The sequence below is a fragment of the Phytobacter sp. V91 genome, from assembly GCF_965644225.1.
GTDB lineage: Bacteria > Pseudomonadota > Gammaproteobacteria > Enterobacterales > Enterobacteriaceae > CBFFRJ01.
The window spans coordinates 1-12599 of the sequence record NZ_CBFFRJ010000140.1 but is presented as its reverse complement, the minus strand read 5'-3'; the positions used below and the strand labels follow the sequence as shown (position 1 = coordinate 12599).

Sequence of the window (12599 nt, the reverse complement as noted above, 5' to 3'; positions counted from 1 at the left end):
AGAGGGTTTGGATGGACAGTCAGGCTCGGCTTGCAGCCGAAGCAGCAGGAAGGAACCTGAAGTCGAAGTAATTATATCCATGATACTTCGAGTTGCAGGAGCTGCCCCAAGGCAACAGTAAGGTTAACTTGTTTAAGTACTACCATCCTGCATCTTGAAGTTACTTGGGTATAAGCCAGTGTAATTGTTATCGCTGGCTTTTTTATTTACGCATTTTCTTATTATTTCCGTATGTATTATCAGGTTTATCAATAATCCCTAAACTAAATGCGGAATTAAAGCTGGCACTTTCCTCAGCGATATATGGTTATTAAAATAAACTTCTTATAAATAATTTACACAAACTGTCACTGTTTGACGATTTTATGATCCTGGTCATGTACAAACGATAAAAAAGAATCATGATAATCATTATCATTTGTATTTTACGGTACGCATTGTGCTTATTTCCCGCTCCTTTCTGGTGGCTCTCTTTGGTCTGCTCTTTAGCGCATGCGTCTGGGCGGAAACCAACTACGCCCCTTTTATTGAAGATATTGAACAACGTCTTGATAAAACGGCAGAACTCTATCAACAACAGAAAAGCAATGAAGCCCGCCGCGAAGTGCAGATGGCCTACTTCGAAGTGTTCGAAAATCTCGAAGGGCCGATCCGCATAAATTTCTCCGCCAGTAAAAGCTACGAAATGGAAAGCACCTTCGGCGAAATCCGTAAGATGATCGGCGAGGGGAAACCGCTTAGCGATGTGCAGGCCAAAATTGACGGGCTGAAAAAAGCGCTGCGGGAAGTCGAGCCGGTGCTCGACGGCGGCCACAAGCTGGTGGCGGAAGAGCAGCACACCGCGCTGACCCGCGATGATGTTGCCGTCTGGTGGCAGGATAACTTCCGCACCATTGACGACCTGCTGGCTCAGGCCGTTACTGAATACCAGGCCGGGAATTACAGCGTCGCCAGTCAGCACGTCCAGCAGGCTCACTATCAGGGCTTTAAAAACTCTGAAATGGAGATGTCGGTACGCCAGAATCGCTCGGCAAAAGATGCGGCCGCCATCAACCAGCAATTTACCGCCCTGATTGCGCTTACCGCCCAGCCGGATCGCCTCAACGATGTCTCATATCAGATAACCACCCTGTTGCAGGATATTGAAGACCTGCTGCCGGGGCTGCCAACCACCCGCGATGACCAGCCAGTGACCGCGCCGACGCAAAGTGCGGACACCCTTCCTGCAAACGCTGATGCCCCGGCTAATGCCGACTGGGCAAACGTCGCCCAGGGGATTAACCAGAGTATCGCTGACGCTATCGCCCGCTATAAGAGCGGCAATGCGCAGGACGCTATTCTGGACGTGCAGGACACCTATTTTGACCGCTTTGAAGCGACCGGCATGGAGAACAAAATCGGTTCCCGTGACTCGGCCTTTAAAACCACGCTGGAAAACCACTTTACCCGCCTGGTGAGTCTGATGAAGGCCGGGCAGCCGGTCGAGACCCTGACGGCTGAGGCCGGCGGGCTGAAAACCGACCTGCAAAGCGCCGTCACCATGCTTGGCGAGGGTGAAGAGACCCAGTGGAGCCTGCTGCTCTACAGCCTGATGATCATCGTGCGTGAGGGGCTGGAAGCGTTGCTGATTGTGGCGGCGATCGTGGCCTATATGGTGAAGAACAACCACCAGGACAAAATGCCGCTTATCCGTCAGTCGGTGATTGTGGCGCTGATCGCAAGCGTGGTGACCGCCATTATCTTCCAGATGCTGTTTACCAACTCCGGAGCCAGCCGCGAACTGCTCGAAGGCTTTACCATGCTGATTGCCGTGGTGATGCTCTTCTCCATGAGCTACTGGCTGCTTTCGAAGGTTGAAGCCCGCCACTGGAAAGCCTGGCTGGAAGGCAAATTATCCCATTCGTTAACACGTGGTTCTCTGGTTGGATTGTGGCTGACCTGCTTCCTCGCGGTCTATCGCGAAGGGGCTGAAACCGTGTTGTTCTATTTTGCCCTGATTGGCGATGCGAAGGATTTAGCCGGTCATATGGCCATTGGCGCAGGCTTTGTTATTGGCTGCGTGGTGCTGCTGATCGCCTGGCTGGTCATGCGCTACACCGTCGTCAAATTACCGCTCAAACCTTTCTTTATGTTTACCGGCAGTTTTATGTACCTGATGGCATTCGTATTTGCCGGTAAAGGGGTGCTTGAACTGGTGGAAGGCAAGTTGTTCCAGCCAACGCTTATTAATGGCGTGCCGGAAATCGGCTGGCTGGGCATTTATCCCTATGTGGAAACGTTGGTGCCGCAGGCTGTACTGCTGCTGGCGGCGCTGGGGGCGCTGTGGGTGATGCGCCGTCGTAACCACGTCCCTGGGGAAACAATTAAAACTAACCCATAGTTCATTTTTAAGACGAGAGGATTTGTCAGATGACCATGAAGAAGACCCTGATTGCCAGTGCCGTGATTGCCGGGATTTTCACCGCTCCTGCGGCATTCGCGTTCAAAGAATATCCGGCGGGTGAGCCGGTCACCATGAACGAAATGGAGCTGGCTGCTGTTTATCTGCAGCCTATCGATATGGAACCTCGCGGCATGGGGCTGCCAGCGGCGAAAGCCGACATTCATCTGGAAGCTGACATTCATGCGGCTGAAGGCAGCAAAAACGGCTTTGGCGCAGGCGAATGGATCCCGTATCTGACCATCAGCTACTCCCTGGTGAACACCGATACCGGCGAAAAACAGGAAGGCACCTTCATGCCAATGGTGGCGAGCGATGGCCCGCACTACGGCGCGAACATCAAAATGATGGGTGTGGGTAACTATAAAGTGACCTACCACATTGAGCCGCCGTCAAAAGCCGGTATGCACCGTCACACCGACACCGAAACCGGCGTTGGCCGCTGGTGGAAACCGTTCGACGTAAGCTATGACTTCAAATACGTCGGCCTGAATTAATCAACAGGCAGCTGTTTGTGTTATCCACGCGGGAGGGTCATTTGGCCATCCCGCGCTCTGCTTTCTGGCGTATGACCGCTGCACGTCCTTCCTGGTTGAGTTGAAGTTATGAGTTACTTTTTCGTCACCACGCTACAGGTTTTTTTCTGCATCGCCCTGCTCTCCGGCCTGCTCTGGAGCCGTAATCCGCTTCCTGCCGTGCGCCCGCTGGTCTGGACCTCGCTGACGGGTCTGATCGCCGGGTTGCTGTTTGGGCTCAGCTTCAAAGGTTCCCAACAGCTTCAGCTGTTACTGGTCAGTGCGGAAGTGCTGGTAACACTCCTGTTCCTGCTGAGTTTCTGGTGGGTGCCGCATCGGGTGCGCTATCTGTGGCAGGCGGTACTGGTGTTCGGCGCCGCCCGTCACTGGGGTCAGGATCCCAATCTCGAAGGGCTGACCAGCACCCATGTGCTCAACACCGATCTGTTGCTGAACCTCACGTCGCTGGTGCTGGCGTTTGCTGTTCTGTGCCTGGCGGCGGCGATGTGTTGCATGCTGGTGCGGCGCATCCGCTGGACGTACTGGCCGCTGACCCTGGTGGTGATGGTGATGTTGTGGCTACCAGTAAGCGGAAACCTGCTGCTGCTGTTGATGAAGTTACAGGTCGTGCCGTTGTTAAAACCGCTGCTGAGTTTTGTGGCCAGAGTGACCAATAACGCAGAAATGTATAACTGGGTCGGGGCCGCTTTACTGCTGTTCCTCGGCCTGTGCTGGCTACCAATCCTGCACCGCACTTTCGCTGATGTTCGCGCCACCCAGGAGCCCATCGCCCATCGCCTTGCTCTTGCGAAGCGTCGTAACGCGCTGCGCCTGCTGCTCACGACGGCAGGCTGCGTGGCGGTGGTGATTGCCAGCCAGCTCTGGTGGAATCTGGTGGCTTCGCAGCCGCCGCAGCTCTCCGAAGCCCAGCCGGTGACCCTGGCCCAGGACGGTATGGTGCATCTGCCGGTTGAGCAACTGCGCGACGGTAAACTCCATCGCTTTGTCTGGGTGGCTGACGACGGCAAAGCGGTACGTTTCTTCATCATCAACCGTTATCCGGACAAACTGCGCTTTGGCGTGGTTTTCGACGCCTGCCTGCTGTGTGGCGATCAGGGTTATGTGATGGAAGGCAATCAGGTGATTTGCGTTGCCTGCGGCGTGCATATATTTATTCCGTCGATCGGTAAAGCGGGGGGCTGCAACCCGGTGCCTATCGACAACTGGCGTAATGACGAGAAAGAGCTGACCATTCCTGGCGACGCACTGGCGCAGGGGGTGAACTACTTCTCCACGGTTGTGACCATCAAGGTGACGGATCCGGTCGATAACACGCAACTGACCAACACCGCCGCAGAGTACAAATACAGCTGGGGCGGCAAAACCTGGTTCTTTGCCTCTGAGGCGAACTATAACCGCTTCCGCGCGGCTCCAGAGCAGTTCGCGCCCGGCGCGGCGAAGGAGGAATAGGCATGTTATGGCGAATGCTACGCCAGTCGTGGGGGCGCAACCTGCGGCGGAAAATGCTGGCGATCCTGACGGTTTTTCTGGCCTCCAGCCTGATCTCCGCGCTGCTGGCGGTGTCGATTGATATCGGCGATAAGATGTCGCGCGAGCTGAAATCCTACGGGGCGAATATTTTGATTGAGCCCGCCGGGCAGGCCGCGTTACCGGCGATGTTCAGCGAGAAGAGCAATCCGCTCTCCGGCCAGGATTTTCTCGACGAAAATGAACTGCCGAATATCAAAGATATCTTCTGGCGTAACAATATCGTCGGCTTTGCGCCAATGCTGGGCGGCGAAGTGACGGTGAATGGTCATGACGTGCGGCTGCTGGGCACCTTTTTTAACCAGCCGGTAGATATTCCGGACGAAGAGGGTTACCAGACCGGGCAACAGACGGTCAGTCCGTTCTGGCAGGTTACCGGCGGGTGGCCGCAGGAGCCTGCTGGCGAGGTGCCGCAAACCCTGGTCGGCCATGCGCTGGCGCGTAACAACGGCTGGAAAGTGGGCGATAAACTGACCCTCGAGACCGAAGGCCGCTCGCAGGTCGTGGTGGTCAGTGGGATTTTATCCAGCGGCGGCGAAGAGGACAGCCAGCTGGTGATGCCGCTCAGCGTGGTTCAGCAATTACTTGGCCTGGCGGGCAAAGTACAGGCCATTCGTGTCTCCGCTCTGACGGTGCCGGAGAACGAACTCTCCCGCCGGGCGCGTGAAAATCTCGATGCGCTGAATGCCGAAGAGTATGACCTCTGGTACTGCACGGCCTACGTTTCTTCCATTGCGCATCAGCTTGAAGAGGCCATTTCCGGGGCGGAAGTGCGCCCGGTCTGGCAGGTGGCAGCCTCCGAAGGGGTGGTTATCGACAAAATCCAGTTGCTGATGGGGGTGGTGACGCTCGCCGCCCTGGCCGCCGCAGCGATGGGGATTGCCTCTCTGATGACCAGCACCATTATGGAACGCGCCAAAGAGATCGGCCTGATGAAAGCGCTGGGCGCGCGGCAGTGGCAAATTTTACTCCTGTTCTACCTGGAGGCGGCATCCAGCGGCCTTGTGGGGGGGGCGGTGGGTTGCCTTGCCGGTTGGGGGCTGGCAAAAGCCATCGGTCTGATGCTGTTCGATGCGCCGCTCAATTTTGCGTGGATTGTTTTCCCGTGCGTGCTGGTGGTTGCGGTCCTGATTGCCTTGCTGGGCACCTGGTTCCCGGCGCGCCGCATTGCCCGTCTTTACCCTGTGGAGGTGCTGTATGGCCGCTAAGCGCGACATGCTCTGGTTACTGGTGTGGCGAGCGTTACGCCTGCGTTTACAGCGCGTCAGCGTGGTGTTTGCCGCCCTGACGGTGGGGGCGACCATCGTGACCGCACTCTCTGCGGTATGGTTTGATATCAACACCAAAATGAGCGAGGAGCTGCGTACCTTCGGGGCCAACTTCTATATCGGGCCTGCGCATGGTTCGAGCATGCCGCAGCCGGAGCTACAGGCCATTCTCGACAAAGCCCCGCAAGGACTGATTCACGGCGCCAGCCCCTGGCTGTACGGCATGGCGCGTACCGAGCTTGAGAAGGTGGTCATCGTCGGCGTGTGGTTCGAATCAATGCAAAAACTGGCCCCTTACTGGCAGGTCACCGGCAACTGGATTGGCGTGAGTTTTGATGACCGGAACGCGATGATCGGCGTCAAACTGGCCGAGCGCCTGAACGTGAAGCCAGGTGACAGCATTACCCTTGTCGATCATAAAGAGCGTAAAAAGCTGCTGGTGAAGGGCATAGTTGAAGCCGGTGATGCCACCGACAACATGCTGATTGTCAGCCTCGACGTGGCGCAAAAATGGCTGCATCAGCCGGACAAAATCAGCCATGCGCTGCTGAGTGTGAGTAACGATGTGGGTCAGGTTGAGAGTTACGCCCAACGATTGCAGCAGCAATACCCCGATCTTGAGATCCGCCCGGTGCGTAAGGTGTCAGCCTCTGAAGGGCAGGTGCTCGACAAGATAAAAGGGCTGATGGGGCTGGTGTCGGTGGTGATCCTGGCGCTCTCGTCGCTGTGCGTAAATACCACGCTGATGGCGATTGTCGGCGAGCGATCAAGGGAGTTTGCCCTGCAAAAAGCGCTCGGCTCGCGTAATGGCGACATTATGCGTCAGATGCTGCTGGAGACCGGCATTATTGCGCTGGCGGCGGTGGTGACAGGCTGGATCCTCGGTTATCTGCTGGCCCAGTTGCTGGGGATGACGGTCTTTAATGCCGCTATCTCCCTGCGGCTGCCTGTTTTGCCCATCACCCTGATTTTGTCTTTGCTGGTCGCGGTGCTCGCGGCCATTGTTCCGGTCCGGCGCGCGGTGAGCGTCGAGCCTGCAAAAGTGTTGAAAGGAGAGTAACGCCATGTCTGTCACGCATATTCCGCAGATGGCGATTGAAACCCGCCACCTGTTTAAGCGCTTCGGTGAGGTTACCGCGCTGGATGATATTAATCTGCGCATTGCGCGCGGCGAGTTCGTGGCGATCATGGGGGCTTCCGGCTCCGGGAAAACCACGCTGATGAACATTCTGACCTGTCTGGATACCGCCACCGAAGGCCAGGTTATCCTCGACGGCACCGATGCGGCGGCGCTTGATGAAGAGGGCCGCCGCCGCTTTCGCGCCGAGAAAATTGGCCTCGTTTTCCAGCAGTTTCACCTGATCCCGTTTCTGACGGCGCTGGAAAACGTCATGCTGGCGCAGCATTACCACAGCGTGGTTGATGAAGCCGCCGCCCGCGCGGTGCTCGCTCAGGTCGGGCTGGAGCATCGTGTCACGCACCTGCCGAGCCAGCTCTCCGGCGGCGAGCAACAAAGGGTCTGTATCGCCCGTGCGCTGGTGAATGAGCCGCCGGTGATTTTTGCCGACGAACCCACCGGTAACCTCGATGAAGAAAATGAACAGCGGGTGCTGGATCTGCTGACCGACCTGCACCGCCAGGGACGCACCATCGTGATGGTGACGCACAACCCGGCGCTGGGGCAGTTTGCAGACCGCATTGTGCGGTTACAACACGGTAAATATCTTGGCGAGGAGAGCTCACACCATGCGCTGGCTTAACGGATTTGTGTTGTTGCTGCTGGTACTTTTGAGCGGCTGTAAAGAAGAGAAACTGGCGCAGGGCGCGCCCGCACCGGCACTGGCCGCCTTTGATATGTACGGTAAAGACGCCAGTCTCGATAACTGGAAAGGCAAAGGCGTGTACCTCAACTTCTGGTCTTCCGGCTGCGGCGGTTGCCTGTCGGAGATGGATAGCCTGCAAGCGCTGAGCAAAGAGTATGGCGACAAAGTGGTGGTGGTGGCCGTCAACACCGATCCGGACTCGTTGGATATCAATGCGTTACTGGTTAAGCATCAAATTACTTACCCGGTACTGCGCGATCAGCTGAAAATCACCCAGGAGCGCTACAAGGTGATTGGTACGCCGACCTCGGTCCTTATCGACAGTCAGGGCCGGGTGCTTGAACTGCACCAGGGCGTGCGTAAGCCTGCGCAGTTGCAGGAAACCTTTGTGCGTCTGGCCAGTAACTAACAACGCTGACAGCCCCGGTGTGCTGACCGGGGCTGGCAGAGGGGTTAAATCGCTATACTGGCAAGCAGGATAAACAGCAGGCCGCATACGGACAGCAGGGTCGACATCAGCGTCCAGGACAATAGCGTCTCTTTGGTGGTCAGGCCGAAGAAGTCCTTAATCATCCAGAAGCTGGCGTCATTAACGTGCGAACAGATGCAGGAGCCTGCGCCAGTCGCCAGAGTGATCAACGCCAGATTAGTGTTCGGATGGGCCGCCAGCAGCGGAATAACCAGCCCGGCGGTGGAGATCGCCGCGACGGTGGCGGATCCCAGGCAAATCCTCAGGAAAGCGGCCACGCCCCAGGCCATCAGGATCGGGTTGATATCCATCCCGTTGACCAGCGTGGAAATATACTGGCCGACGCCGGAATCTATCAGCACCTGCTTAAACGCCCCGCCGCCGCCGATAATCAGCAGCAGACCGGCAATACCGGCAATAGCCTTACTACAGGAGCCCATCAGTTCTTCAATGGTTTTTCCGCGCGCCACGCCCATGGTGTAAATGGCAAAGAGCAGGGAAATCAGCATCGCGATGGTGGAGTTACCAACAAACAGCATCAGGTTGTACAGCATGCCTGGCTCGACGGCATCTTTCGGGCGCGCCATCTGCATGACGGTGACCAGCGCCATGAGAATGACCGGCAACATGGCGGTTAAAAAGCTGATGCCAAAGCCCGGCATCTCATTCTCGCTAAAGCTTTTGGTTGCTCCCAGAGAGGCAATATTGCCCTCTTTTTTAAACGCCTCGGGGATCAGGCGCTGGCAGACTTTATTCAGCAGCGGGCCGCAGAGAATAAAGGTCGGAATACCGACGGCAATACCGTAAAGCAGCACCACGCCGACGTCCGCCCCGTACTCTCTGGCAATCACGGTCGGACCGGGATGCGGCGGCAGGAAACCATGCGCCACCAGTAAACCGGAGAGCATCGGGACGCACATATACATCGGCGATATTCTGGCTTCGCGGGCGATGGCGAACAAAATCGGCACCAACAGAATCAGGCCCACTTCGAAGAAGAGCGCAATTCCGACGATAAACGCCGAGCAGACCACCGCCCAGTCCAGTTTCTTCGCCCCGAAGTATTTCAGCATGGTCAGGGCGATACGCTGCGCACCCCCGGCATCGGACAATAAGCGCCCGAGCATCACGCCGAAGCCGAATATCAGACCAATATGCCCCAGAGTTCCGCCAAGGCCGGATTCAACCGAGGCAACGACTTTATGCAAACCCATTCCACTGGCGATGGCGACACCGATAGAGACAATAATTAACGAAACAAAGGTGTTTAATTTTATTTTTATGGTTAAAAGCAGGAGTACAGCAATACCTGCCACGACGATAAATAGTGGCATAAGATCCTCTTTATAATGATAAGTACGTGACCTGTTACGCGGCATATATCTGCCGCGTTAAGGTTTCAGTGCTTAAATAATAGGTGTAGGTTATTTTTCAGATTTTATAAGACTGTCCCGCAGGGCTTCACTAATTCTGTTGACGTCATAAATACAGCCGCGCCAGGTCCCGCCGCTTAAGGCCTGGAGCATCGCCCACAGGCGGGTGTCGTCCGGTAATTCCGGGTCGGGCATTAAATCCGGGTGGCTGCTGCGGTTATTTAATATTGCGCTGGCCTGTTCCCGCGAGGGTAATATTTTGTGGTCACGGGTGCCTAAGAAATTTACCTCCCCATGCAGTTGTTTACAGTCAATTTTAATTTAGACAATATCGCCGGTACGTAATTTACCGATAGCGCCCCCGGCTAAAGCCTCCGGCCCCACGTGACCAATACAGGCCCCGGTAGAGACGCCGGAAAAACGGGCATCGGTAATCAGTGACACATGCTTGCCGTAAGAGAGATGCTTAAGCGCGCTGGTGACCTGATAGGTCTCTTCCATACCGGTGCCGGAAGGGCCGACGCCAATAATCACCAGAATATCCCCGGCTTTAATTTTGTCGTGCTTGATATCGTAAATCGCGGTTTTCTCGGAGAGATAAACCTTAGCCTCGCCCTTGTGGTAGTAAATGCCCTCTGCGTTAATGACTGAGGCATCGATGGCGGTGGACTTTATCACCGAGCCTTCCGGCGCAATATTGCCGACCGGGAAGGTAATGGTGGATGTCAGGCCGCGCTTCGCCGCCTGCTCAGGCGACATAATCACGTCGTCCGGCGCGACCTGCTCCTGTTCGCGCAGCAGATCTTTAAATATCTGCCGACGTTCGGACTGTTCCCACCAGTCGAGGTTCTCTTTGAGGGTATTGCCGGTGACGGTCATCACCTCTTCGTGCAATAAACCCAGGCTGCGCAAATGCAGCATCACTTCCGGCACCCCACCGGCCATAAAGGCATTCACCGTCGGATGGTAAACCGGGCCGTTGGGCAGCACGCTGACCAGGCGCGGCACCTGTTTGTTAATACGGATCCAGTCTTCCACTGTAGGAATATGGCAACCCGCCTGGTGGGCAATCGCCGGGATATGCAACAGCAGATTGGTGGAGCCGCCGAAGGCCGCGTGTACCATCATGGCGTTTTCAATGGCTTTATCCGTCAGGATATCTTTGGTGGTGATGCCTTTTTGTATCAACAGCAACGCGGCCCGTGCGGAGGCCCGGGCAATCTCCTGCCACACCGGTTCACCCGACGGCGCCAGCGCCGAATGAGGGAGTGCCAGGCCCAGTCCTTCGGCAACCACCTGTGAGGTGCCTGCGGTCCCCAGAAACTGGCAGCCGCCGCCGGATGAGGCGCAGGCCTGGCAGCCCGCGCGGCGCGCGTCTTTTAACGACAGTTCGCCGTTGGCAAAACGCGCGCCGATGGTCTGCACCTTGCCGTTATCTTCGCCGTTGCGGGCGGGTAACGTGGCACCGCCTGGGATCAACACCGTCGCTTTATTATGCTGGGAGGCCAGCGCCATCATGGTGGCGGGCAGTCCTTTATCGCAGGTGGCGACGCCGATCACCGCTTTGGCGTCAGGCAGGGAGCGGATCAGGCGGCGCATCACCATTGAGGCATCGTTACGGTAGGGCAGAGAATCAAACATCCCGGTCGTGCCCTGGGTTCGGCCATCGCACGGGTCGGAAACATACACCGCATAGGGCAGGGCGTTGTTGTTTTTGATAACCTCCGCTGCCGCTTTCATCTGGACGTCCAGCTCGTAATGCCCCTGATGCAGGGCCAGCGCGGCAGGTTTGCCGTCGGCCTCACGAAGTCCACCCAGGGTGCTGAGAAGCAAAATGCCATCGCGGTTGAGTTCGTCCGGCGCCCAGCCCATCCCGGCATTCATCGTCATCCCAAAAATGTCGCCGCTGGGGCGATTGATCAGCATTTCCGGGGTCAGCGGCAGTTCACCCTGCGGGCCCGCCGCGTGGGTTCGGATGCGGTAAATCTCCCGGTTTTCGTTAGCAAAAATTGCGCGAACAGACATGATGCCCCCTTATTATTTCAGCATGCCCTGGGCGGCTAACAGCTCGCGAACCTGGGCTTTTGCCTCTTCAGAGGCCTCGAGGATCGGCGGCAGGCAATATGTATTTACCGGCAGGCCAACGCACTGCATGGCGTATTTAATCAGCGAGACGAAAGGCGTCTCCAGCGCATAAATCGACGGTAGCTGGAGCAGTTTCTTATTGAGCGTTGCCGCCGTGGCCAGATCGTTTTGCTGCCAGGCGCGGTAGATGCCGACGGACAGCTCCGGCGCAAAGTTGACGCTGGCGGTAATAGAGCCATCGCCGCCGAGCAGCAGCGTGTTAAGCAAATGGTCGTCGTAGCCGCAGAAGACGGAGAAATCCGGGCGGACGGCTTTCACGGTATTGATCATGGCGCGCAGGTGACCCACGCTGTCGATGGTGTCTTTGATGCCGACGATATTGTCGTTTGCCAGCACCAGGCGCTTAACGATTGCCGGAGTTAAATCCTGGCCTGTCAGATCCGGGAAGTTGTAGATAATCACCGGCAGACTGACGCTGCGCGCAATTTGCTGGTAGTAGTCATCCAGATTACGTGGCGCGACTTTCCAGTAGTACGGATTAATGGCGACCACCGCGTCTGCGCCGCAGGCTTCGGCATGGCGCGCCAGTTTTACGGCTTCTTCAGTGGACGGTGAACCGACGCCAATCAGCACCGGCACACGTTTGTCGGCAATGGCCACCGCCGCTTCGGCAAAGGCCATTCTCTGGTGGGTATTCATCTGGCTGAATTCGCCGCCGGTGCCCAGATAGAACAGCCCATCGACCCCTTTTTCAATCAGGAAGTCGGCCACGGCTTGCATGGCTGTTTTATCAGGATTGCCATCGCGGTCAAAGGTGCTGGAGACCGGGGGAATAATGCCACTGAACTTTTTCATTACATCAGTTTCCTTTTCTTAAATAAGCGTTTTCATTCCTGTATCCCAGTCCATACGATATTTGATCGGCACATTGCAGAAGCAAATCGAGATAACCATCGACCTTATTTCCTGAATACACCACCGGATCGCCCGACAGTGAGATCGCATAGTAAGTATCCTCCGGCAGAGCCGGAGGCTTTAGGGTGAGCGCCTCAAAGGCGCCGACAAACCATGAGCCGCC

The 12599-nt window shown here is 56.5% G+C and carries 9 protein-coding genes and 2 pseudogenes; 7 read left to right on the top strand and 4 right to left on the bottom strand.

What is annotated here, in order from left to right:
- Positions 1-439 precede the first annotated feature (439 nt).
- The 7 genes from ACSZO4_RS21515 to ACSZO4_RS21485 all read left to right on the top strand — a co-directional run bounded on the left by ACSZO4_RS21515 (position 440) and on the right by ACSZO4_RS21485 (position 8003).
- Positions 440-2380 carry an FTR1 family iron permease gene (locus ACSZO4_RS21515; RefSeq protein ID WP_437891101.1) on the top strand — a complete coding sequence of 647 codons (1941 nt, stop codon included), beginning with the start codon at positions 440-442 and terminating at the stop codon, positions 2378-2380.
- A gap of 29 nt (positions 2381-2409) precedes the next feature.
- Positions 2410-2937 (top strand): iron transporter, encoded by a 528-nt coding sequence (locus ACSZO4_RS21510; RefSeq protein ID WP_437891100.1) that lies wholly within the window; start codon positions 2410-2412, stop codon positions 2935-2937.
- A gap of 108 nt (positions 2938-3045) precedes the next feature.
- Entirely contained in the window at positions 3046-4425 is a 1380-nt protein-coding gene (locus tag ACSZO4_RS21505) for a Fe-S-containing protein (RefSeq protein ID WP_437891099.1), read from the top strand.
- Between the two features lie 2 nt (positions 4426-4427).
- Positions 4428-5711, top strand: a complete 1284-nt coding sequence (locus ACSZO4_RS21500; RefSeq protein WP_437891098.1) for an ABC transporter permease — start codon at positions 4428-4430, stop codon at positions 5709-5711.
- Complete coding sequence (locus ACSZO4_RS21495) at positions 5701-6831, top strand: ABC transporter permease (RefSeq protein ID WP_437891097.1); 1131 nt, start codon at positions 5701-5703, stop codon at positions 6829-6831. Before ACSZO4_RS21500 ends, ACSZO4_RS21495 begins: the two co-directional genes overlap by 11 nt.
- A 4-nt stretch (positions 6832-6835) precedes the next feature.
- Positions 6836-7531: an ABC transporter ATP-binding protein gene (locus ACSZO4_RS21490; protein WP_437891096.1), complete on the top strand. Its 696-nt coding sequence runs from the start codon at positions 6836-6838 to the stop codon at positions 7529-7531.
- A complete protein-coding gene (locus ACSZO4_RS21485) occupies positions 7518-8003 on the top strand; it encodes a TlpA family protein disulfide reductase (RefSeq protein ID WP_437891095.1) in 486 nt (161 codons plus the stop codon). The genes ACSZO4_RS21490 and ACSZO4_RS21485 overlap by 14 nt, the downstream gene beginning before the upstream one ends.
- Before the next feature lie 44 nt (positions 8004-8047).
- Here ACSZO4_RS21485 and ACSZO4_RS21480 read toward each other — a convergent pair whose 3' ends face one another.
- The 4 genes and pseudogenes from ACSZO4_RS21480 to ACSZO4_RS21465 form a co-directional block, all read right to left on the bottom strand.
- The gene (locus ACSZO4_RS21480; protein ID WP_437891094.1) at positions 8048-9397 is read right to left on the bottom strand and encodes a GntP family permease; all 1350 of its coding nucleotides are present in this window, start codon (positions 9395-9397) and stop codon (positions 8048-8050) included.
- 90 nt (positions 9398-9487) lie between these two features.
- Positions 9488-11461: pseudogene (locus ACSZO4_RS21475) on the bottom strand (YjhG/YagF family D-xylonate dehydratase).
- Positions 11462-11473: 12 nt separating this feature from the next.
- Entirely contained in the window at positions 11474-12376 is a 903-nt protein-coding gene (locus ACSZO4_RS21470; RefSeq protein ID WP_437891093.1) for a dihydrodipicolinate synthase family protein, read from the bottom strand.
- A 4-nt stretch (positions 12377-12380) separates the two neighbouring features.
- A pseudogene (locus tag ACSZO4_RS21465) lies at positions 12381-12599 on the bottom strand (hypothetical protein); the annotation flags it as partial.